Origin of the sequence: Phnomibacter ginsenosidimutans (assembly GCF_009740285.1) — a bacterium.
In the GTDB taxonomy this organism is placed as follows: domain Bacteria; phylum Bacteroidota; class Bacteroidia; order Chitinophagales; family Chitinophagaceae; genus Phnomibacter; species Phnomibacter ginsenosidimutans.
This window is the reverse complement of the sequence record NZ_CP046566.1, coordinates 2,305,355-2,328,668: the sequence shown is the minus strand read 5'-3', so window position 1 is coordinate 2,328,668 and position 23,314 is coordinate 2,305,355. Positions and strand designations below refer to the sequence as shown.

General features: G+C 46.9%; 14 protein-coding genes. 5 read left to right on the top strand and 9 right to left on the bottom strand.

The window, feature by feature from the left end; genetic code table 11:
• Window positions 1-59: 59 nt before the first annotated feature.
• From GLV81_RS10110 to porU2 (GLV81_RS10080), 8 genes are all read right to left on the bottom strand, one after another.
• On the bottom strand, window positions 60-3,290 hold the full coding sequence (locus tag GLV81_RS10110; protein WP_197428217.1) for a C25 family cysteine peptidase: 3,231 nt from the start codon (window positions 3,288-3,290) through the stop codon (window positions 60-62).
• On the bottom strand, window positions 3,217-5,229 hold the full coding sequence (gene porU2, locus GLV81_RS21270; protein WP_157478756.1) for a putative type IX secretion system sortase PorU2: 2,013 nt from the start codon (window positions 5,227-5,229) through the stop codon (window positions 3,217-3,219). The genes GLV81_RS10110 and porU2 (GLV81_RS21270) overlap by 74 nt, the downstream gene beginning before the upstream one ends.
• Complete coding sequence (locus GLV81_RS20310) at window positions 5,229-5,711, bottom strand: hypothetical protein (protein ID WP_246185920.1); 483 nt, start codon at window positions 5,709-5,711, stop codon at window positions 5,229-5,231. Before GLV81_RS20310 ends, porU2 (GLV81_RS21270) begins: the two co-directional genes overlap by 1 nt.
• Window positions 5,689-6,333 (bottom strand): PorV/PorQ family protein, encoded by a 645-nt coding sequence (locus tag GLV81_RS20305; RefSeq protein WP_246185919.1) that lies wholly within the window; start codon window positions 6,331-6,333, stop codon window positions 5,689-5,691. The genes GLV81_RS20310 and GLV81_RS20305 overlap by 23 nt, the downstream gene beginning before the upstream one ends.
• Window positions 6,334-6,446: 113 nt before the next feature.
• Window positions 6,447-7,832, bottom strand: a complete 1,386-nt coding sequence (locus GLV81_RS10095) for a hypothetical protein (protein ID WP_157478755.1) — start codon at window positions 7,830-7,832, stop codon at window positions 6,447-6,449.
• A 525-nt stretch (window positions 7,833-8,357) separates the two neighbouring features.
• Window positions 8,358-9,551, bottom strand: coding sequence for a CARDB domain-containing protein (locus GLV81_RS10090; protein ID WP_197428216.1), 1,194 nt, complete (start codon window positions 9,549-9,551; stop codon window positions 8,358-8,360).
• Window positions 9,514-11,820 carry a putative type IX secretion system sortase PorU2 gene (porU2, locus tag GLV81_RS21265; RefSeq protein ID WP_157478753.1) on the bottom strand — a complete coding sequence of 769 codons (2,307 nt, stop codon included), beginning with the start codon at window positions 11,818-11,820 and terminating at the stop codon, window positions 9,514-9,516. Before porU2 (GLV81_RS21265) ends, GLV81_RS10090 begins: the two co-directional genes overlap by 38 nt.
• A gap of 32 nt (window positions 11,821-11,852) precedes the next feature.
• Window positions 11,853-17,264 carry a putative type IX secretion system sortase PorU2 gene (gene porU2 / locus GLV81_RS10080; protein ID WP_157478752.1) on the bottom strand — a complete coding sequence of 1,804 codons (5,412 nt, stop codon included), beginning with the start codon at window positions 17,262-17,264 and terminating at the stop codon, window positions 11,853-11,855.
• Window positions 17,265-17,424: 160 nt separating this feature from the next.
• On the opposite strand from porU2 (GLV81_RS10080), the gene tyrS reads away from it, so the two are divergent.
• Window positions 17,425-18,714: a tyrosine--tRNA ligase gene (gene tyrS / locus GLV81_RS10075; RefSeq protein ID WP_157478751.1), complete on the top strand. Its 1,290-nt coding sequence runs from the start codon at window positions 17,425-17,427 to the stop codon at window positions 18,712-18,714.
• A 51-nt stretch (window positions 18,715-18,765) separates the two neighbouring features.
• Here tyrS and GLV81_RS10070 read toward each other — a convergent pair whose 3' ends face one another.
• The gene (locus GLV81_RS10070) at window positions 18,766-19,272 is read right to left on the bottom strand and encodes a hypothetical protein (RefSeq protein ID WP_157478750.1); all 507 of its coding nucleotides are present in this window, start codon (window positions 19,270-19,272) and stop codon (window positions 18,766-18,768) included.
• Between the two features lie 175 nt (window positions 19,273-19,447).
• Here GLV81_RS10070 and GLV81_RS10065 point away from each other — a divergent pair, with 175 nt between their 5' ends.
• From GLV81_RS10065 to GLV81_RS10055, 4 genes are all read left to right on the top strand, one after another.
• Window positions 19,448-20,776: a Tex-like N-terminal domain-containing protein gene (locus GLV81_RS10065; protein ID WP_281350672.1), complete on the top strand. Its 1,329-nt coding sequence runs from the start codon at window positions 19,448-19,450 to the stop codon at window positions 20,774-20,776.
• Window positions 20,658-21,695, top strand: coding sequence for a helix-hairpin-helix domain-containing protein (locus tag GLV81_RS21260; protein ID WP_281350671.1), 1,038 nt, complete (start codon window positions 20,658-20,660; stop codon window positions 21,693-21,695). Before GLV81_RS10065 ends, GLV81_RS21260 begins: the two co-directional genes overlap by 119 nt.
• A 378-nt stretch (window positions 21,696-22,073) precedes the next feature.
• Window positions 22,074-22,493 (top strand): hypothetical protein, encoded by a 420-nt coding sequence (locus GLV81_RS10060; RefSeq protein WP_157478749.1) that lies wholly within the window; start codon window positions 22,074-22,076, stop codon window positions 22,491-22,493.
• Between the two features lie 305 nt (window positions 22,494-22,798).
• Entirely contained in the window at window positions 22,799-23,284 is a 486-nt protein-coding gene (locus tag GLV81_RS10055) for an Imm42 family immunity protein (RefSeq protein WP_157478748.1), read from the top strand.
• The last annotated feature ends 30 nt before the right edge of the window (window positions 23,285-23,314 follow it).

Below are 23,314 nucleotides of genomic sequence, written 5' to 3'. Positions count from 1 at the left end.
CGGTCTTCCCGACTTTCGACAAGCTCAAGGCTTCATCACCCGACTTCCGGTCTTTCTTCCTACCTCAAAATCACCATTTTGCCATAGCCTTTGTTGAAGAACTTATCGGTCATGTCCTGGCTGTTTTGGTCGAAAGTGTCGTTGAGTTTAAACTGCTCCATGCGGCTGCCGTTGAGGCTGCTGACCACCCGGTACAGGTACACGCCGTTGGCCAGCTTTTGGCCATAGGTATCGGTACCATCCCATTTGTACTCGGTAATGTTGGTGCCAATGTGCAGCGGCCCCAGTTCTTGCCGGGTTATTTCCCGCACTATTTTACCAGTGATGGTGAGTATCTGAATCTTAAACTCCTGCGGTACTTCCTGACCGGTAATCGTAAATACAAAGGCCGTGCTGGTGCTGAACGGGTTGGGGTAGTTCAGCAGGTTGCTGATCATGGGTTTGTTGAACACCTGGAAGGTCACCCGGTATTCGAGGTTGCCCGCCCGGTTGTTGTTGCGGTCTTTGCCGGTTACGGTCAGTTCGTATTCGCTGCCTTCTGTGTCTTGGTTCAAGGTGGGCGTAAAGTCGATGGTAGCTGTGTTGTCGCCACCACTCACATTAGCCGGGGTGAAGCGGAGGGTATCTGTATTCCAGCGGTAGGTGCGGGCCACGCTTTCCTGCGGGTACTTCAATCGAATGGTAACACCGGCAGTGTCATTCAAAGCGAGGAAGGGGTTTTCATCCTTCAGCTTGATTTGAATATTGGGTTTGGCCGACACAATGTCGCGGTTGAGAATGCGAACACCATCAAAAGTCACGTCGAGCAGCGGGTTGTATTTGTCTTCTTCTACATAAAATGTTTTGAACAAAAAGTTGTTGAAGAAATATTGCTCCGGCTGATCGTTGTCGGGGTTTACTGCCACGTACAACGTATTGATGCCGCCGTAATTTCTGGTATCAATGGTAAAGGCAACGGTAGTAGTATCGCCGCTGATGAGTGGTTTTTTGCGGGGCAATACAATGTCGTGCTGCACATTGTTTTTGTCTACCACATACACTTTCAACCGCAGGCTGTCGAATGCCGCTTCGCTGATGTTTTTGAATGCAATTTTAAAGTCGAGTGGTTCGCCCAGTGTCAACGAATCTTTGAGTTGCAGCAGCACATTGGGGGCCAGTGCACCTTCGGGTACGGGTGTATAATACAACCGCCACCAGCGCAATTGATACGGTGTGCCGTTGAGTGTATCCATGTTTTCCATGCGCAGTTTGATGTACGGATACGCTGTAGCACTCACATTGGAAATGTCGGCATCTTGCTGGTTGATGGCGAGTTTGCGCAGCAGGGTTTCATTGCCGTTGCCATCCACACCAATCACATCTACAATGGGTTGGTCGCTGTTGATGGCATCCAAACCACGGCCACGCCATTTTACATCTTTCCAGCTTTTGGCAGGGCCAAACAGCGGCGAAGTAATGTAGCCCAACGAATCGGGGGTAGGACAGTTGGCATTCAGTTGTAGGCGATCGTACAAACCCTCACTCATTCTTACAACAGGTGTAAAAGTGGGGTCACCTTTTTTGTACAGGAAAATATAAATACGAGCCCGTTTGAAAGAATCAATTTCATTGAAGCCCGCAGCTTTCAAGCGATGATAAATGCTGTTGCCGGTGCCAAAATATTGTTCATCATTTTTAAGTGTTTCGGCAAAAGTTTCCTGATCATATGGTGCATCCAACACTTTCCGCACCAACACATACGAACCATTGGGAATGCCATTGTCCATGAAGTTGAGAATCTTGCGGCGGTTGCCGGTATCGCGGTCATCCCACTCAAAATTGTATTGGCGGCTCAGGTTGGGGAAGGGCACACAATTGTTCATGCCACTGCCATACAAACCACCCGGATAGTTGCGCATGGGTTTGAAAGTGATGGGGTCAAATACATTGATGGCAATCGAGTGGCCCACACAGAAGCTCGACGAAATAATGCTGTTGTTGACACTAATGCTGAAATCGCCGTCCGTTACACCAGTGATGGGATAAATAGAATGGTTGCTGAAAATATTGTTGAGGCGATTGTTGTACTTCCAGCTACGGCTGGTTGTGTCAATGTACAAGCGTTCGGCACCGCTTTTGGTGTGCTGGTAAAAATGACTTTGGTTGAAACCAGTTAGCGTGCCGTTGAGGTACACAAACGAAGCATTGTTCCAGCGAGGCACGGTGCCACTGCTGTTCACAATGCCCAGGCGCCAGTAATATACCACACTGTCTTGCAGAGTAATGCCAGGGTCAAATTCAATAAGGCCACCCTTGGCAGAAACATTGCGGGTGACTTTGAATGCAGATGTAAAGAGTTCCGTAGTGTCCAGTTCCATCCGGTAGTTCATCACTTCACTAAACGGATTGGATGTAGATGCCATCAACTTGATATTCGTTTTATTAACGATGGCGAAATTGTAAGGATACACGGGCCGCAGCTCGTCTTCAAAAATCACAATGTCGCGGATGGTGCTGTTGTTTTGCTCACTGCGTTCTGCAATCTTGTTTTCTGTATCCAGTGTAACGGTTATCCGATTGCTGCCTTTGTCTCTTTCTGCAAAAATGGGCAGGGTTATTTCGAAAGAATCAATCGCCAGCGGCGCTTTTACTTTTCTGCTGAAAACTACTTCGGTAAAACCATTGGGATAAATACTGCTCTGGGGATACTGACGGGTTACATTGATGGTCATCGAATCGTTGATCGCCTTCCCCAAATTGTAATAGTACACTTTGGTTTTAAAGTTCGTTTCGGCAATAGACAAAAACGATGGATTGATATTGATGTTAGCGGGCTCCACACTATAGTCGGGCTGGTCAAAGGCGTTGGCTTTCACCGCAGGGTCGCCATGCAGGGTTTGCTGTTCGGTGTGTATACGGGCCAGGTAATCGTTGATGCCCCACAAGGTATTTTGATAGCTGATGGCATCCCGCATGTTGCGGCCAATGCTTTGCTTGTACGATTGAAATCCCACTGAACGATAAAAACCTGTAGAATAAACATTCAAGCCATTAACGATACCAAAGTGGGTACTGGCAATCATCGCAATGGCACCACGGTTGGGGGCCAGTACATACTTTTCCGATATGGTATTGATGGTGCCTATACGGGTGGTGTCGAACGTAAAAAAGTTACCTGCATTACAACCGTTCAGCAAAAACACCGGGTACTTGCCGGGGTTGTTGTAGCGGGAAGGATCAATCGAGGTTGTAGTCCAACGCCGTAGCAGAGGAGTGACCAAAATAAGTGAGCAAACTAAAGCCTTGCTCAAACAGTTTTTCCAGCAGTTCATTTTCAATAACGGCACCAGTGGTACTGCTAAACTTATTGAACGTGGTAACACGGCCACCAAACAAGGTGTCTTCAATAATGCGTTTGTAGGCATTCATGTAGGGGCCAATGAGCTGCTCAATAGACGCATCGTTGGCACCAACCACATGCACCACATTTTTCATCCAAGCTTTGTCTTGCTGCGATATGGATGCATTGGCCTGCTGGGCTTCAAACTCTTTTACTTTATTGAGGTAGTCATTTACTTCACTGGTTCTGATGACGTTTAGTCGGCCAATGAATGTATTCACGGCACTTGTATTTAAGCCGTCTGTTGCCAGCATTACATCCGATGCCGGATAGCCCCAGGTAGGCAGCAAAAACAACGACGAAGCTTTTGGATGACTTTCATAAGTCCGCATTTCATCGTAGGTAATACCCTTACCAATAAGGAAGCAATGCGTAGGCGCTACACTGAAATTGGCTCTTGCAAAACGCAAAAAGTTTTTAATAGATAACGGATGCATCTTGATGCCATACGCAAACTGATCTACCAGTTCATCGATGGTTACAATTTTGGCATTGAAACCGCCACCCGTAGCACTGCTGCGGTACTGGCGGTATGCATCAATAGGATTGTTGCTGCCACCCAACAACAGTTTGTTGGTCACAATCAAATAGTTACCCTGATTGGCCTGCTGCGCATAGTTGATAAAGTTGCGGGTTGTGAGGCTATTGATGTTTGTAATGCCTTGTGCATTGTTGGCCACCAACCAATACTGTTGGGTTTGCGCCGCTGCGGGCAATAAGAAACGTACTTTGCCATCGCCCATAATCAGGCCGGGCATTTGTGTATTGTTGCTGATGTTATATAGTAACGGTGCTACACCGCTGTGGTTGAAGCCACTGATTTCGAGCAGGGTGCTGCTGCCACTGGCCGGCAGGTAAAAATCGAAAGCTGCTGCATTGCCGGCATCTGGCAAGCGGGGGTAATCAATTTCTGCAAAGCCGGCTACCACCCGGTCGTTCAGATTACTGCTCAGGTTTTTGATACCAATTTCTGTTACCGCATTGCCCAGCAGCGCTGGCGATACATTGCTTACCGAATCGATTCGGGCATCAAACTGTGCATAGCTACGATCGTAGAGAGCTGCATTGTTGAGCAGTATGCGAACGGTACGGCTGTTAGGCGCACTGCCTGCTATCGATACTTTAATTTTTGCTTGCAAGCCACCTGCCGTATAGGGTTGCAGGTTATTGAATTTTGCAGTGCGGTCGGTAAAATCAATGCTGTTTTGATCAGGAAAAATGTCGTTGGAAGCATTCATTTCGCCGCGGTCGTAGGCGGATGAATACACGTACTCTCCAAAGTTGACGGCAAAGCCTCGATGAATATACGGACGAGGAGAACCAGTGCTCATGTTCTGGTATTCGAAGCGTACATTTTTCCAAATGTTGGGTAATGCTGTAAGCCCGGAACCTGCAGCACCATTGGCCATGGCTGCAATGCGCAGGTTGGCACTGCCCGAATTGACCGTTAAAAAATAACTAGCGGTGTCGGTAAACAGGCTGTGCTTTTCATCAATATGATCGATGCTGTTGCGGTACAATGCTTTGTCTGGCATTCCATCATTTCTGGTACCAAAAAATTCGATGTAATCATTGGCGCCCAAGGTGCCCGAAGTAACGCTGGTGTACAGGGGCACTTCGCTGCCATTGCGCCACAGTGTAAAGTGTTGTGCAAGTGTATTGCCTAAGCCTGCGGCATCCAAAGTGCTTTTGGGTATGCGGTATATGCCCGGTGCAGCAATGCTGAATTTGTAATAGGTGCGGCTGTAATTAATCCACTCATTGTTGTACTGCGCCATGGCTGAGTTGTTCCAGATGCTCTGCATCAATACAACACAGGTAATGCTGAGTATGACCTTCCATTTTTTCATTAGTCTTCTTTTCTTTTCAGGTCAACAGAAAGGGAAATGATATGGGTGTACAAAGGAGAAGTTTGATTGGCCAGGTTGGTAAAGGCATAATCAATCTTCACGTTTTTAATTTTAAAACCCGCACCCAATGCCGGTTGAAAAATCCATGTCTTTTGTTGGTTGGTGCTGTCGCCATCTTTCAGCGCCTGCTGAAAATTGCTGACGCCACCCCGCACAGAAAATACTTCGCCTACATTCAACTCCAAACCCAAGCGTGGATCGATGCTCACAAAATTGGTGCTGATTAAAGTGTTGCGTTTGCCATCAAAAGTATTGTCGAGTTGCAGCTCGGCCAGTAGCTCAATGCGGTCGGTAAGCATAAAGCCATAAGCACCGCCCAGCAGCAGGCGGGGAGCCGTCATTTCGGTAGAGGTCTGCGGAATATCGTTGCGGGTGAGGTACAGGGCTTGCTTTTCTCTTTCAGTAAATCGAAAGCTCCACATGTTGAAGGTGCTGGTGGCATCCCGCAGCACAGCCCCCAGCGACCAAGCGTTCGCTGCGGTAAGTAATACCGGCATCAATACCAAACCCCCATGCTTTGGCAAAGCTGCCCACATTGCGGTGAATGATTTTGACGTTGCCACCAATCGACAATTCGCGGTCGTCATTGCTGAAAACAATGTTGTTCATGCCTACCATCAACGCATAATCGGCCGACGAAAATGTTTCGATGTTGTTGTAGTTGGGGCGGCCATCGGGCTCTACCAAAAACAAGGTGTTGGGAATATCATCAATACCAAAGCGTAATAGTGAAATGCCGAGTGTTCTTCTGTTGTCCTGAATGGGAATGGCAATACCTGCAAAATCATATTTACCAATGCCCGAAAAATACTCGGCATGCATCAGCGAAATCTGTGGATTGTCACGAACGGCAGCCAGCCTTGCGGGGTTCCAGTAGCCGGCAGTGGCATCGGCGGCAGTGGCTACGCTGGCGCCACCCATGCCCAGCGAACGGGCTCCGGCACCAATATTCAAAAACTCGTTGGAGTATTTCCGGAACTGTGCACGGGCAGCAAACTGAAACAGTAACAGGGTTGATATCGTAAGTGCAACGATTCGGTTCATGCAGTAGTGATGGTGTTTTGCGCCGCCGTAGCGGCTGCTTTATAAACGTAAATATCGGGCAACTATTTTACCCGTTGCCCGATATCAATACACAGCCCGCCGGGCCTTGTTGATTATTCGTATTGAAGCTTCAGTTCCAGTCCGTCTTTTAATTCCAGTACGGCTCCGTCTTCCAGCCTCAGTTCGCCCCGGATGCGCAGGAACAAACCATTGGGGCCCCGCAATACCACTTTTCTACCTGGCACGGCATTGGCCTTAATGATGAGTTTGCCAAAGGCCACATACCCATCACCACCGTTTTCATCGAGCTGAATTAAAAACTGATTCATACGGCTGCTGTCGGTAATGGCTACATTACTGCTGCCAAGCACCAGTTGGTGAGCACTGTCAAAAACAATGTTGTTGACGTCTACATTCGAAAAGAAGAACGTAAACATAGAATCATACATCGGTGGATCAATGATTTCGATGCTGCCGCCAATGGCTTCAATGATGCCTTGTACATAGGGCTTGTAGGCCGAGGTATCGGCACTCAAACCACCAAACGACAATACCGCCAGCGGTTCACGGTTGAGTGCATCGTACTGGTTGCCAAAACGCATAGAAGTGGCAGAGTCGCCATTGTTGGGGTCGAGTACAATACGTCCACCAAACTGATAGAAACTGCTGCTGTCGGCAAACAACAAGCCACCATTGATATGAAACAATCCATCGCTTACAATGAGTGTTCCTTTTACAGTGGCCAGCTTGCCACCACCATCGGGGCTGCAACCAACATTCAGCATTGCATTGGCTGAGGCAAATTCTAGTCTGCCGGTTTTTTCAACAAACAATGAATCGGAAACTGCATTGGCAATGTCCACCAAACAATTGCCACGGATGTACACTTTTTCGTGACACTGCGGCAAACCATAAGGTGTCCATCGGGCAGAATCGCTCCAGTTACCAACCCCTTCAAACACCCTGGCGTTGACAGGCACTACAGATGCATATTTTGCATAGAAGGGTATGTACACAAAGTTGTTGTCAAGACTGATTTCTGTTTGTTCACCATCGGCATTGATGCTGGCATACAATTTCCAGGCACCAACAATGGTATCGAGTGGTCTTTCAAAATAGAGATGAACACTGTCGCCGGCAGCCAGCGGTTTCAGTTGTTGCTGCAGCAGTTGAATCTTATTACCCAGGCTGTCTTCCAAATGAATGCGGGCAACCAGACTATCGGCATAAGCACCGGTGCTGATGTTTTTAAAGGCGACCCCAAAACGAAGCGTATCAATATTGGTCAGCAATGTGTCTTTGAACAATCCGGTTACAGGGTCGGCGGTAAACTGGAAATAGTCGCCGGTCATCATGGCACCTTCAGGAGCAGGGGCAAATATGACCCGCCAGTAATCGAGTGGGTACGGCGTGGCATTGTCGCTGTCGAAAGTGGTTTGCTGCAGTTGAATGTATGGATACAAGCTGGCATCAATAGCATTGGCTGCAGTAAATGCCACCGTTTGTTGTGTGCTGTTGAAACTGAACAGCGTTTGTGTACTACCATCTTTTTGCGGCCAATTACGGTCGTTCTTACGGTATCCGACACTTTTCCGTTGGGCTCTGTAACAGACAACCCCGTCCAGTACAAACTGTCCCAGCTTTTGGCGGGACCAAACCAAGGCGAGGTTATGCTGGCAGCCGTATCGGTCATGGGCAGGTCTACACTCAGCACAGGCAAATCATACAACCCTTCCGAAAACAGGTTGGTCGGTTTGAACCGGGTGCTGTCGTTTTTCTGAAACACAAAACTGAAAGTGCGGGTTCGGTTCAGGCTGTCAATATCATACATGCCTTGCTGCTTCAACCGGTGGTATAGCGAGTTGCCCGGTCCATACAGCAATGTATCTCGTTGCCAGTATTTTACCTGAATAGAATCGTATGGCGGATCGACTACCAAACGCACCGTTACAAACTGACCGGTAGGAATGCTATCGATAAAATCCATGATGCGTTTGCGGTTAGCCGCTGGGAAATATTTGAACTCAAAATTGTAAATACGACCAAGCAGTATTGGGAGCACAGCCACCCACGGTACCACTTACCTGTGCCGGATTGGGATAGGGCAGAAAACTGAGTGAATCAAACACATTCACAATTACACTCTGGCCAATACAAGCACTGTAAATATTGGAGTTGCCATTGGGCGTAATGCTCAGGTGCAAATCTTCTACCGCACTGTAAGGATAAATACCATGGGTAATGTACAGGTTGTTGAACTTGTTGTTGTATTTGAAACTGCGGGAGTTGGAGTCGAGATACATTTTGCTGTACGCCGACCGCAGGTGTTGAAAATAATGCCCCTGATTGAAACCCGCACCGCTGCCGGGCAGATAGGTAAAGGATGCACTGCTCCATGTGCCGGGGTTGCCGGCATTAAGCACGGTTGTACGCCAGTAATATACTTTGCCTGCTTGCAAACTGTTGCCCGGCATCAGTTGTATGGCACCATTGCGGGTGACGGTGTCCAGTTGATACAATACCGGCGAATTGAACAACTCGGTGGTGTCTATTTGCAAACGATAGGTAGCACTGTCGGCAGTAATGTCAAATGGAGTGGCCAGCAAAGCGGTGGGCCAGTTTTGAACAATGCCATAATTCATAGGCCATAAGGGTTGCAAACCGGCACTGCTCACAGCAAATGATTTGGCAGCATTGTTATTGTCTTCTCTTACTTCGGCTACCTTGTTGTCTTCATCAATCCGTACTACGATAGCGTTGTTGCCGCTTTCGCCTTTGCCACCAACGGGTACCCGCAGTTGCATGCTTTTGTTGTTCGATACATTGATAAACAATGAATCGGCAATTTTCAATTCGCGGCTATCTGCAAAACGACGGTACACCCGCACCCGGGCCGTATCGCCAATGGCTTTGCCCACATTCGTTACCGTAAAGTTGACGGTGATAGAATCTGTATTGGCTGTAACCACAGCCGGAGCAATGCTGATGGCAGCAGAGTCGATGCTGTAGTCGGGCTTTGATTGAGTATGAATGCGCAACACCGGGTCGCCATGCAAATGGTATTCTTCGGCAGTAAGGCGGGCTGCCGGGTCGGAGAGGGTGGTTGTTTCCAGCATTTTCTGAATGGCCTGCTTGTGAATTTCACCTACCGATTTGCCATAGTGGGTGGTGGCAATGGCATCATACCATTTCTCTGTAAATACATCGAGGTATTGCAAAATGCCATAATGTGTACTGGAAATAAATACGACAAGAACCCTTGTTTTTGGTGAGCACAAAACGTTCGCTGAGCGTCAACTGTGCCTGATTGTAACGGCGGGTATTGAGGTCGAAAAATTCAGAAGCTTTACAGCCGTTGGCCAAAAAGACGGGCAGTCGGCCAGGGGTGTAGTTGAGTGATGCAGGATCATTCAAATTGAAATCGAAACTGGTAGCTGAGGAGTGCCCGAAGTAAGAAATGATACCTGTGCCACGCTGCACGGCTTGCTGTATGGCGGCGTTGTTGGCCGACGTATTGGGGTCATTCAGGCGCAGGAAATTTTGCACATTGGCACCCACCAAGGTATCGGTAATACGGGCTTGGTATTTCTGCATGTACCCTTTGATTGGGTCAACAATGTACGGGTCGTTGCCCCCAATCAAATGCAGGGTTTCTTTTTGCCATAAATGTGAAGCCGTATCAGAAGCCTGCACCGCTTCAAAAGCAATTACTTTATCCAGATAGTCTTGTACTTCGGCGCCGGTGATGGCAGCCACACGGCCAATAGGCGTAACGGGAGTAATGGTTTCATTGTCGGCTGCAGCCAGCAGGTTGTCGGAGGCGGGTTGGCCCCAGGTAGGTACCAAATTCAGCCTGCTGATATTGGTATCTGTCAACGAGTAATCGTAGGTAGAACCACGGCCCATCAGCAACACTGCTTTGGGTTGAATGCCAAACTGGTAACGGCTGTAGCGCAAAAAGTTGCGGATGGCAATGGGATGTTTAAAAACATTGTACCCGAACTGCTCTGTAATGTCTTCAATATCGTAAACTTTTGCCTGATAACTACCACCGGCCACACTGGAGCGGTAAGCCCGGTACGCATCTACAGGGTCGTTGCCATTATTGTTGTGCAATCGCTGGTTAGAAATAATCAGGTAATCACCCTGGTTTTCAGCCAATGCATAATTGGTGAAATTTCTGGGTGTAAGCTGCGCAATTTCCCGGACAATATTTTTGGCTGGCGTCAAGTCAACCGTGGTGAGAATGAGGTTGCTGGCCGTTGCCGAAGCTGGCAATTCTACCCACAAAGTATCGGCCACCCGAACGGCCTGGTAGCGTTTGCGGTTGGTTTCGTCTATCAAAATTTTTGGTGCAGCACTGGTGTCAAAATTCACAAACTTCAGCAGCTTGCCGGTAGCCGAAGCAGGCAGCACAAATTCAAATGCCGTTGTTCGTTTGTCGAATTCAAATTTGCGGGGATACGTAAACTGCACTTTCGACACCATGGAGCGGTAACCGCCATCCAACACGGGCAGTCGAACTGTAATAAAAGTGGAGTCGTTGCTGTTGATTCTGCTCAGCGGTATGTTGCTGTAAAAAACAGAATCGGTATTGTACCTACGGAAAGTGCGGGTGCCGATAATGGAATCATTCAACCGGAACTCCACTGTCTTGTTCACGTTGGACATACCTTGTGCCCAATAGCTGGCCGATATGGTCGAACTTGTGTTTTTAAACGCAAACAACTTACCCAATCCGTATATAAAAGGCGAATTGCCGAAGCGGTTTTCAGCCCAGCCTTCGCCGGCTTCGAAAGAGGCAGACCGCACTTCTTTGCCCTGAATATTGATGGCAAAGCCAAGGTTGCGGGTATTGCGTGGACTGATGCGTATCGTGTGCATGAAAAATGAATCCGGCACCAGCGAGGATGCAAGTGGATTGTGTACGCCATCTGTAATGCGAAGATTACTGCCCACATTGGTGCTGAGGTAGTAATAGGCGGTGTCGCTAAACATGCTCCAGCGGTCATTCACCTGATTGATGGCCGAACGATAGAGGTCGCGGTCAGCACTGCCATCGTTGGCACGGCCCCAAAATTCAATGTAGCCATCGGTGCCCATGATGCCACTGGCAGGAAAAGTATAAATAGGAACTTCAACACCATTGCGCAGCAATTGCAACTGCTCTACGGGTACAGCTGTAAGCCCCTGCGATTGCAGGGTAGCGTAGGGTATGCGATACAGCATATTGTAATCGCCCTTGTTGGCATGGTTGCTGGCTGCTCCGCTTACCGTTGCTGCTGGTGTAACTGCAAAACGATAGTAGGTTTTGCTGTAGTTAATCCATTCGTTGCGAAAGGTTTGGGCATTGGCCAAAGGGGCCATACACATGAACAAGAGCACCAGCCCAAGCAGGCTGGTGACTGAAGTTGTAGTAGTTGGTGGTACACCGGGTGGTGTGTGGCAGAACGATTTTTCTGCCGGTCTCAAATCACTGCTCCTCATAGGAATTAAGGGGTTGTGCCCGCAAATTAGGTCTAATGTTTTTGCAATTTCTGCATTAGTTTAAAATCACCTTTCTGATATCGGATAAAATACACGCCGGGTAGCAGGGTTCCGGTCGGAATAGACATAGAGCCTACACCAGTTTGATTGACTAATATCCGACCCGCAGCATCTATCAACTCTGCATGCCAGCTGCTGCTGTTATCGCCTGTTACAATACGTATTTCATTCACAAACGGATTAGGATACACAATCACCGTTGTGGCATCGCCCACAAAAACCTTGTAAACTGGTGAGTATACAATGTTGCCATTGCCATCCTTTACCCGAAGGCGGTAGAAGTTGTACCCCAAAGGCGGATTGCCATGCTGATAATTGTAGGTAAATGTACCTGCACCATTGCCACTGGGCAGTTGCGTGTAAATGGAAGAAAGCTTGCTGGAGTCTACTCCGGATTCTACCACATAATCTGCAATGTTGATTTCATTGGTGAAGTCCCATTGCATGTCAACCACTTTGCCATTTACCACCACATTGAATTGCTGCAAGGCTATGGTTATTGATTTTTCTGCATTGGCATAGTTGTTTCCATAAGCATCGGTATAAGCTAAGCGGTACTTATTGATGCCCAACGATGGCTTGGTATGCGAGTAGGTGTAATTGGTTTCTGGAACGCCGGTGTTGGTAGCTACTCGGGTGGCTACTGCTGCAAATGAACCTGTATTAACAGCATGCTCTATTCTATAGTTGGTCAACTTCATTTCATTTTCAAACTTCCAGTTGTGGAGCAAGGCATTGCCGGAAGGCAGCATGGTATAATCCAGCAAACGCACTTTAATTTCTATGGCTTTGGACAGAATTACATTTCCATAAATATCGGTGATGCGCAGGCGGTAATAGTTGTTGCCAATAACCGGATTGGTATGCGCCAGCAAGTATTGTTGTTGTGGTGCGGCAGCATTCACTGGTTGTTGGGTGAGTACTACCTGCATGCCTGCAACACTGCTATCGGTACCATGCAATATTTCATACTTACCCACTTTCAGTTCGAGGGCCACATTCCAGGATGTGTTTACCTGATTGGTGCCTGGGGTTGCATTAAATGAAATCAGTTGTACGGCATCCTTCAGCGAGTCTACATCAAAAGGCATGTACGCCAGATTGTTGAAGTAAGCTTGCTCAACCGGCGCTTTTGCACCATTTACTTCGAGGCGTAAATAGTATCTGCCCAGCAGGCTGTCTATATTGCCGGCAAAATAAATTCGGGCTGTATCGCCAGCATTCAGGCTTTTCAGCGAACCGTTTTGCAAGTTGATTTCCTGTCCGTTTTTATTGCCCAGCTTCAACGTATAATTTGTGGCTGCCATAGGAAAGGCACTCACATTTTTGAAAGCGATACCTAAGCGAAGAGAGTCTTTCAATTGCAACAAGGTGTCTGCGGTCCAGCGCCAGTAGTCTGCGGCACTGAGAGCTCCATCTGCCACGGGGTCATAGGTTACCCGCCAATGCTGCAATTGTACCGGTTTGGCCTTTGCGGTATCACCTGTATGCATACGAAGCTGCACATACGGATAAGTAGTGGCGCTGATACTGCTGATGTCTACATTGGTTTCGGCACTTGACAGATTGCGCAACAGGGTATAGGTACCGGTTTTGGTTTTCCCATAGAGTTGAAGATTGGCAACGCCTTTGCTGGCCGGGTCTGCGTCTTTGAGGCTGGCCCATGTCAGCGTTTTCCAAGCAGTAGCAGGACCATAATCGGGCGAAAGAATATTGCCACTTGTATCCTTGGTGTACAGGTTTTGCGATGTTTGGATGCGATCGTACAAACCTTCGCTGAATACGGTTACCGGCTTGAAGCTGAGTGTATCATCTTTCTTGAAGAAGAATGCAAAAGTGCGGGGCTTATTCAGCGAGTCAATGTTTTGAAAACCTTGTTTTACCAAAGCGTGGTACAACGAATTGCCTTTGCCATACATGGCAGTATCATTCAGCCAATATTTGGCAAAGCTGCTGTCATGCGGCGGATCGAGCACCATTCGTGCCGCTACATAATGTCCTTTCGGAATGATATTCAGAAAATCCATGATGGTTTTCCGGTTGGCCTGGCTGTAGTAGTAAAATTCAAAATTGTATTCGCGGCCAGGACCACAATAATAGCCGCTACCATATTGTCCACCTACACTGTTGTCCCAAGGCTTGAAAGTTTGCCCGTCAAAAACATTGAAAATAATTGAGCTGCCGATGCAGGCACTGCGAATGCTGCGCAGTCCGTTTACAATGATGCTGAAGTGTCCTTCTTCTGTGCCGCTGGTGGGGTAAATGCCATGCTCTGCATACAGGTTTTGAGGGATATCCTGAAATGCAAACTGACGGTTGCTGGCATCGCCCAACATCATTTTAGCCAGTGATGATTGCAGGTGCTGGTAGTAATGCGACTGGTTAGAACCACTGCCCAAAGTGGGGTTGTACAAGAAAGAGGCGCCAGCCCAGTTGGTAGCCACACCAATGCTTACCGGCGATACCCGCCAGTAGTAAACGGTATTTGTTTTCCAGGCAATGTTGGGCACAATCGACAAGGCGCCACCAATGCTGATGGTATCTTTTGTAAACAGGAGCGGAGAGTTGAAGTTTTTGCTGGTATCTACCTGAAAGCGATAGGTAGCCAACTTAGCAACCGGATTGGCTGTAGAGCCGGAGAGTTTCACAACCGGTCCTTGAATAATGCCCAAATCATAAGGGAATACAGGCAAAATGACATTGGTATTTAAATCGAATGCTTTGCGGGCTGTGTTGTTTTGTTCGGAAAATTCAGTATTGCTGCCATCAGGATCGATGCTGGCAATAAGATAGTTGGTGCCTCCATCAAACATGCCTTGCAAACCCATTTTTACCTGTACACTGTCCATCTTCAACAGATTGGTTATTGTGGTACGCAGCAATTCTACTTTTTGCCCGTTGGCTTTTTCGTGGTAAAGCACCACGGGTACGGTTTCTCTTACAGCACGACCAATGTTGGCAAATTTTACTTTCACCCAAATAGAATCGTTGGCAACATTGGGTGAAGCAGGCAAAAAGGAAATCAAATCTTCGCTGGTGGTATAATCCGGCGAAGGATAGGGGTAAGGTACAATGGCCGGATCGCTGTGCAGTATCACCTGCTCCAGATTGATGCGATTAAGCGGATCGGAACCTCCGGTAATATTCCATGCTTGCTGTATAGATTCTCTCTGAATTTCACCAATCGTTTTGCCATAATTGAAACGGCTGAACTGTTTGTAAAACTCGTTGGTGAAAAGGTGCATGTAGTTAATAACACCCAAATCAGAATTGGAGATAAACGTAATGGCGCCTTTGTTCTTGGCAAAAATGAAGTTTTCAGAAACACTTACATTTTTTGAATTGAGGCGGTAAGAAGAAAAGTCAAAAATGTTGCCAGCCCTGCATCCATTGGCAATAAAAATGGGATACTTACCATTTGTGTTTTTGTATTCTTCCGGGCCGCTCAGGTTGAAGTCAATACCACTGGCAGAGGAGTGTCCGAAATAGGTGATCAATCCGGCACCGTTATCAATGCGGTTTTTGATTTGCGCCATATCGCTGGCAAAAGAGGGATTGTTTACCCGCTTGTACGTATACACTTTGGCAGCAATAGACGTATCTGCAACGCTTAGCCTGTAGCGATTGAAAAAGTTGGTTATAATATTCGCCAGAAAAACATCATCGCCACCTACCAAATGAATCATTTCCTTTTTCCAGTCTCTTTCGGCAGCTGATGCAGTAGGATTGCGCAACAAGGCTTCATACTGCTTTACCTTATCCAGATAGGTCAGCACTTCTTCATTGGTGATGGCACTGAGGCGGCCCACCGGAATTTGTGGTACAGGTGAATTGTTGTCGGCAGATACCAGCAGGTTGTCGGATGCGGGTGTACCAAAGTTGGGTACCTGTGCCAGTTCTTGTGCACCCGGTATGCCTTGCAGGCCACGGAATATTTCGTAATAAGTGGCGTGGCCAATCAGGAAAACGAACTTTGGCTTTGTGCTGAAACTATTCAGCGCATACCGAACGAAGTTCCGGATAGCCAGCGGATGTTTTCTTTGGCCATAACCAAATTGCTCCGCCAGTTCGTCAATATCGGTGGTCAATACTTTATAGCTGCCGCCTTCGGGAGAAGATCGGTAAGCTTTGTATTGATCGATAGCATTACCACTGCCGGAAATGATTTTATGACTGATGATAATGTAATCGCCCTGGTTGGCAGCTTGTGCATAGTTAATGAACCGCTTTTGTGTAAACCCGGTTATGTTTCTTACAAAACTTACCTGATTGTTTACAACTACATTGCGGCTGGCAGCAGTTCCATCCAGCAACACATAGTTGCTGTCGCCCAGTACATTGGTTTGATACCTCTTGTTATTGGTGAGATCATACACAACCATAGGCTGGTTATCGCTTCTAAAGCCCTGCATTCTCAAATGATGCCCATTGGCCTTCGCTGGCAGCGTCATTTCAAATGATGATTCTCCGCCAAAACTGAATTTGCGGGGGTAACGGATGCCGCAATTGTTGAGGTAAATATTTTCCCAGTAAAACGGGTTGTCACTCATGAACTTCAACGACAGCGCATCGCCCCGCACCACAGACGTGGACAGGTTTCGAACGGTGTCTTTCTTCATGCTGTAACCGGCAGAAAACACACTGCCCACCAGTGAGTCATTGATATAGACTTGAATATTTCGGTCGAGAGGATAGTTGCCAGAAACGGAGTAAGCAAAATCCAGTTGGGCAGGTCCTTTGTCGCTTACATACAAACCTGTAAGGTTGAAATTGAGCGGTGCCCAATTGTTGAAGGGTTGTGCGGCCCAGCCTTCGCCGCCATTGAGCAGCGAACTGCGTACCGCCTGACCAGCTACTACCTGTGCGGCTCCATAGTTCCACGTCCAATAGCTCTGAAATTTGTAGAAATGCGTAAAGTATGTTTCCGGTGCTACGCTGGTGCCGGCTACATTATTGGCGGCCTGTTTCAGCCGCAGGTTCGGCTTTCCCGCATTTACAGTGAGGTAAAACCAAGCTGTATCAGAAAAATAGCTCCTGTCGGTATTCACCTGATCGTTGGGACTGGCGTACAATTCCGTATCAGGATAGCCATCATTCATTTTGCCGTAAAACTCAATGAAACCATCCGCAGCCAGCGGTCCCGTTTCCTGGGTGGTAAACAGTGGTACTTCCGCTCCATTGCGCCACAATTGAAAATCTTGGGCAGGTATATTGCCTAAGCCAATGGAAGTCAATGCAGAAAGGGGAATTCTATACAAGCGGGTTTCTGATACCGGAAACTTATAATAGGTCTTGTTGTAGTCTATCCATTCGTTCCGAAAGGACTGACCATTCACCGTGGTGGCGAGCCACCATAGGGTTAGTATGCAGTAAAATTTCTTCATGAACCTTGAGAAGAATATAAAGATACAAAGGCTTTACGAGTATCTGTAATATGTGTGGAATGAATTAATTGTTCAACATCAAATTTCTTTAATAATCAATTTCTTAGTGCCTATCGTTGCCTTCGGTTATTTTTGCCGCCCATTAAAAGTTCTATTGGCCATGAATCTGATTGAAGAATTGCGTTGGAGAGGCATGCTGGCCGACATCATGCCCGGCACGGAGGAGCAATTGTTGAAAGAACCCACTACCGGTTACGTTGGTTTCGACCCCACGGCCGAGAGTTTACATATTGGCAGCCTGGTACCCATTTTGCTGCTCATGCATATGCAAAAAGCCGGTCATAAGCCGGTGGCCCTCATTGGTGGCGCTACCGGTATGGTGGGCGACCCTTCGGGTAAAAGCGATGAACGCAACCTGCTGGATGAAGCCACCCTGCAGCGCAATGTAGCAGGTATCAAAAGCCAGCTGAGCCGTTTCCTCAATTTTGATGAGTCCAATGCCAATGCTGCCAAACTGGTGAATAACTACGATTGGTTCCGCGACATCAGCTTCATCGGCTTCCTCCGCGATGTAGGTAAGTTTCTGACAGTGAACTACATGATGGCCAAAGACAGTGTACGCAAACGCATTGAAGGCGACACCGGCATCAGCTATACCGAATTTGCTTACCAGCTGATGCAGGGCTACGATTTTTATCATTTATACAAAAACGAAGGCTGCAAACTGCAGTTTGGTGGCAGCGACCAGTGGGGCAATATCACCACCGGCACCGAGCTCATCCGCCGCATGACCAATGGCGAAGGCGAGGCTTTTGCCTTTACCTGCCCACTCATTACCAAGGCCGATGGCGGCAAGTTTGGCAAAACGGAAAAAGGCAACGTTTGGCTCGATGCCAGCCGTACCAGCCCATACCAGTTCTACCAGTTTTGGCTCAATGCCAGCGATGAAGATGCCGTTCGCTGGATTAAGATTTTCACCTTTTTGCCCAAGGCTGAAATTGAAAGCCTGACCGCTGCTCATTTGGAAGCACCTCACCAGCGCCAATTGCAAAAAAAGCTGGCAGAAGAAATTACCGTGTTGGTGCACGGCCGTCAGGAATATGATTTTGCGGTGCAGGCTTCAGAAATTTTGTTTGGCAATGCCACTACAGAAGTCATTCAATCTTTGTCGGAAGCGCAACTGCTGCAGGTAATGGAAGGCGTGCCGGCACACCAAATTGAAAGAGCCAAAGTGGAAGCCGGTATTGACGCCGTAAGCTTGCTGGCCGATGCCGGTATTTTCCCCAGCCGTGGCGAAGCCCGTAAAACTTTGCAAGGGGGTGGCGTTAGCATCAACAAGCAAAAGCTGGAAGGCCCGGACACAGTTGTAGGTGTAGACAAATTGCTGCACAACAAATACCTGTTGGTACAAAAAGGAAAGCGCAATTATTTCTTATTGCAATTGGTATGAGTAATCCCAGAAAGATAATTGAATGGCCTGCAAATTCATGCAGGCCGTTTTTTATTGTAATGCTTTATCGAGCAATCTTTCAATCCACTTGTTATGTAGAAATCGGTAAATGACAAATAAGATACAAAGCAAGAAGGTGCTGAGTAAAGTGTCCTGTTGATATTCTCCTGGAATTAAAAATGATAGAATAACCAACAATATTGCCAACATTAAAAAAGCAATGGGAAGGTTCGAGCCAATCCCCAACAGCCGCAAGAAATTCCTGTTGAGGTAATGATATCTGTTTGATTGTACATCCACATAGCCAACAACCAAATCATCCAGGCAAATCAGTTTTACCTGCTGTGTGGTATATAAGGGTAAATCTCCGTTTGTAAGGGTAAGTGGTACATCCTTTTGCGTGTTCTTGAGTTTGAAGACCACATCCTGATAAGCATTGCTGCCAAACAAATGCCAGATGTAAATGCCCACCGAGCCATTGTATTTATTGGCATGTACCACTGTGGCTTCTGGAAAATTGAGTTGGTAAGTTTTACCTTGAATGGTAACTGAATACATGTGTGGTAGTTGTTGTACGGGTATAAATGTAACCTCATTTGGGTTACCGGAGAGATGAGTGGAAGAAAATTTATCTGTCTTTTTAGCCGTGCCAAACCCACTGTTGTGCAAAACTATTTCCCTTGTCTGTTTGCCTTGGCTCCGATACATTCGCTGCCCTAAAATTGATTGAATCATGCTCGAATTTGTTGGGCCGGTGTGTGCCAAACTCAACCTGAAACCCGCCAGTGTAGAAGCCGTGCTGCGCCTGCTGGGCGAGGGGGCTACTATTCCATTCATTGCCCGTTATCGCAAAGACCAAACCGGCAATCTGGATGAAGTGCAAATTCAGGCCATTCAGGAAGAAGCCAAGTTTCAAAAGGAGTTTAGCGAACGCAAAGCCTTCATCATCAAAACCATTGAAGAGCAGGGCAAAATGACCGAGCAGCTGATGAAGTTGCTGGACAAAGCCAGCAGCCTCAATGAACTGGAAGACATTTACCTGCCATACAAACCGAAGCGCAAAACCAAGGCACAAACAGCCCGTGAAAATGGCCTGGAACCATTGGCTAATATCTTGCTGGCACAGGCCGATGCGGATATTGAAGCAGAAGCCAATAAATACATCAACGAAAAAGTGGCTTCCATTGACGAGGCCTTGCAAGGCGCCAGAGATATCATTGCCGAACAGGTAAACGAAGACGCGGTGGTACGTACCAAAATGCGTCGCCTGTTTGAAACAGATGGCTTGCTCATCAGTAAAGTAGTGAGTGGCAAAGAAGCTGAAGCGGCCAAATACAAAGATTATTTCGACTACAGCGAACTGGTAACCAAAGTGCCTGCACACCGGGCCTTAGCCGTGCTGCGTGGTTTTATGGAAGGCTTCCTACGCATCAGCATAGAACCTGCGGAAGAACAAGCAGTAGAAATGCTGGAACAGCATGTAGTGAAAGGCATGCACAACGAAACCGTACATGTAAAGAAGGCTTTGAAAGATGCCTGGAAACGCATGCTGCAGCCATCGTTAGAAAGTGAGTTTCGTATGGCCATGAAAACACGCAGCGATGAAGAAGCCATCAATGTGTTTGCTGATAACTTACGCCAATTGCTGCTGAGCAGTCCGCTGGGTGGCAAGCATTTGCTGGCCATCGATCCGGGTTATCGTACGGGTTGCAAAACGGTGGTGCTCGACAACAAAGGCGACCTCAAAACCAACACAGTTATTTACGTACACGAAAACAACCGCTTGTACGATGCAGAGCATACTGTACGCCAGTTGGTAGCCAAATATGGCATTGAAGTGATTGCGATTGGCGATGGAACTGCCGGCCGTGAAACAGAAAAATTCATCAAAGGATTGAACCTTGGCTTGCCCGTGTTTTTGGTAAATGAAGATGGAGCCAAGCGTGTACAGTGCCAGCGAAGTGGCCCGAGAAGAATTTCCGCAGGAAGATGTAACAGTGCGTGGTGCTGTGAGCATTGGTCGCCGCCTGATGGACCCATTGGCCGAGCTGGTAAAAATTGATCCGAAAAGTATTGGTGTGGGTCAGTACCAACACGATGTAAATCAGGTACGCCTGAAAGAAAAACTCGATCAGACGGTAGAGAGTTGTGTGAACCTGGTAGGTGTGAATTTGAATACCGCATCCCGCCACCTGCTGAGTTACGTAAGTGGTATTGGTGAAACCATTGCCAAAAACATTGTGGAGTATCGCTCAGCCAACGGCATGTTTACAAGCCGCAACGAATTGAAGAAAGTTGCTAGGTTGGGCGACAAAGCCTTTGAACAATGTGCCGGTTTTTTACGCATTCCACAAGCCGATAATCCGCTGGACAATAGTGCCGTGCACCCGGAGAGTTACGAGATTGTCAACAACATTGCCAAAGACCTGAACGTAACGGTGAAAGATTTGGTAGGCAATGAATCACTGGTAAAACAAGTGAATGCCAAACAGTACGCCAGCTATGGCGAACACCGGGTAAATGATATTTTGAAGGAATTGGTGAAGCCCGGTTTGGATCCTCGTTCTACAGCGGAGAGTTTTGAATTTGCCAATATCTACAGCATTGAAGAAGTGCAGGTAGGCATGGAGTTGCCGGGCAATGTGACCAACCTCACCAAGTTTGGCGCCTTTGTAGACATTGGTGTAAAGCAAGACGGATTGGTGCACGTAAGTGAAATTGCCAACCGTTACATCAGCGATCCTTCGGAAGCACTGAAGCTGGGGCAAAAAGTGAAAGTAAAAGTGCTGGAAGTGGACCTGAGCAGAAAGCGCATTGCCTTGAGCATAAAACAAACCGAACCGAACAATGGCCCGCAGCAGCGTAGCGGACACACAGGTGGCAATAAGCAACAGCGTCAACCACAGCCACAGCAAAAAGACCTGAGCAATTTGGACATCAATGATGCATTGGCTGCATTGAAAAACAAATTCAAGAAATAAGGATTGATTTCATGCATATTGAAAAAGCTGTTGTTACTTACAACAGCTTTTTTTACTTAAAAGGAAATCTCCGCATTGGTTCGGGGCATACGAACCCAAAAAAGATACCTTGATGAAGTGACTTGATCGCATACAAAGTTGAAATGGCTGATGAATGAAAATCCCGATACAATCTGGCATAATTAGAGCGGCACAAGTGGCCTGCTGCGCTGAACACTTGCGCCAGTTGGGTATACCGAGATGGGAGGGGATTCAAAAAAATATGAACCGATGGCTGTAGACTTAAAATCGAAGGATTAAAATTTATTTTATGAAGTATGTTGTAATGGTTTTTCTTTTTTTCAATTTAATGTATGCTTTAAGAAGCATGACAACAAGGTGCAACTTGAACAAGTAGTAAAAGATGCCTTTCGATTATCTTTTGAAAGGAAATATGATTCTTTATCTAAAATTATGCCAGAACATTTTTTTAAGAACACTACAAAGGATTATCAATCGATGGCATTTAGCGATTTGGCGAGAGCTGTCAGATTGAAAGGAGATGTAAATGAACTGGACTTAAAAACTTACAATGAATTGATACATGGAGAACCTGGATCTGTTGTGACATTCTATCCTGATAAACAGCTATATAATGTAGATTCACTAGAGTTATTTAAAATTGATTCCATAAGGTTTTATTTCTTACCACCGGCAAGTTCTGGCAAAGTCGCTCAATTTAGAGTTTATGGCCCAATGCCAATCTTGAAAGGCATCGTTCCTACAAGTGAATTTCTTGATAGCCCTCGTTCAAAATAGGGTTCTATTTATACTGTCTCTGCCAATGTACATCTTGCCTTTGTTGGTGTTCCTCTCAGAGCCGCGTTGCGGGTGTTATCACTTGTAACCTAACCATTTGGTGGTGCTCCGCCTTGGTTCGTGGGGTACACGAGCTCCAAAAAAAGATACCTTGGTGAAGTGATTTGGTCGCATAAAAAGTTGACATGGCAGATGAATGAAAATCCCGATACAATCGGGCAACATTAGAGCGGCACAAGTGGCCTGCTGCGCAGAACACTTGCGCCAGACGGGTAATTAAATAATAAACTTAAAAGAGTGACAAAATGATTTTTGGCGATAAAGAAATATTTGCAATCGAACTGAGGGAAACGAAACATCCCAAAAAGTTTTTCCTCCGGCTTTGGCTCAAAGGCATGCCCAAAGGAAATTTTAAAAAGTCCGCCCCCTTAGCTGACACTATTACAGACTATCAGACGATAGTAAAAAAGAAGGAAAGCCTTTACCTTCCTGTGTTTGACTTAATGGGTACCGAGGAGGTTTTTGCATACACTACGAAGTTTAATTTCAGGCTTGATGAAGATGAAAAACGGTATGATGAAACGAAGCACTTGGCAAGGCATGCCTTTACGGGTCCTCAGTTTTCTAATACCCAAAGTGATGGAATAATTCTATTTAGGGATGGTAAATTTCGTTTAATATGGCGCAACGATTTTGGGGAGCCTGTGAATGATGCTGTTGTTCCTTTTGATTATTTCTGCAAGGTGTTTGATGAATTTATATGCTATTGCAAGGATAAAGGGGCGGTTTAGACAATCACTCCCCCCAATGGCGCCAGTGTT

Excerpts from the sequence above, each read along its gene's own strand:
- porU2 (WP_157478756.1), bottom strand. The coding sequence starts at position 5,229 with ATGAAAAAATGGAAGGTCATACTCAGCATTACCTGTGTTGTATTGATG.
- GLV81_RS20310 (WP_246185920.1), bottom strand. The coding sequence starts at position 5,711 with ATGTGGAGCTTTCGATTTACTGAAAGAGAAAAGCAAGCCCTGTACCTC.
- GLV81_RS20305 (WP_246185919.1), bottom strand. The coding sequence starts at position 6,333 with ATGAACCGAATCGTTGCACTTACGATATCAACCCTGTTACTGTTTCAG.
- porU2 (WP_157478753.1), bottom strand. The coding sequence starts at position 11,820 with ATGAGGAGCAGTGATTTGAGACCGGCAGAAAAATCGTTCTGCCACACA.
- porU2 (WP_157478752.1), bottom strand. The coding sequence starts at position 17,264 with ATGAAGAAATTTTACTGCATACTAACCCTATGGTGGCTCGCCACCACG.
- tyrS (WP_157478751.1), top strand. The coding sequence starts at position 17,425 with ATGAATCTGATTGAAGAATTGCGTTGGAGAGGCATGCTGGCCGACATC.
- GLV81_RS10070 (WP_157478750.1), bottom strand. The coding sequence starts at position 19,272 with ATGTATTCAGTTACCATTCAAGGTAAAACTTACCAACTCAATTTTCCA.
- GLV81_RS10065 (WP_281350672.1), top strand. The coding sequence starts at position 19,448 with ATGCTCGAATTTGTTGGGCCGGTGTGTGCCAAACTCAACCTGAAACCC.
- GLV81_RS10055 (WP_157478748.1), top strand. The coding sequence starts at position 22,799 with ATGATTTTTGGCGATAAAGAAATATTTGCAATCGAACTGAGGGAAACG.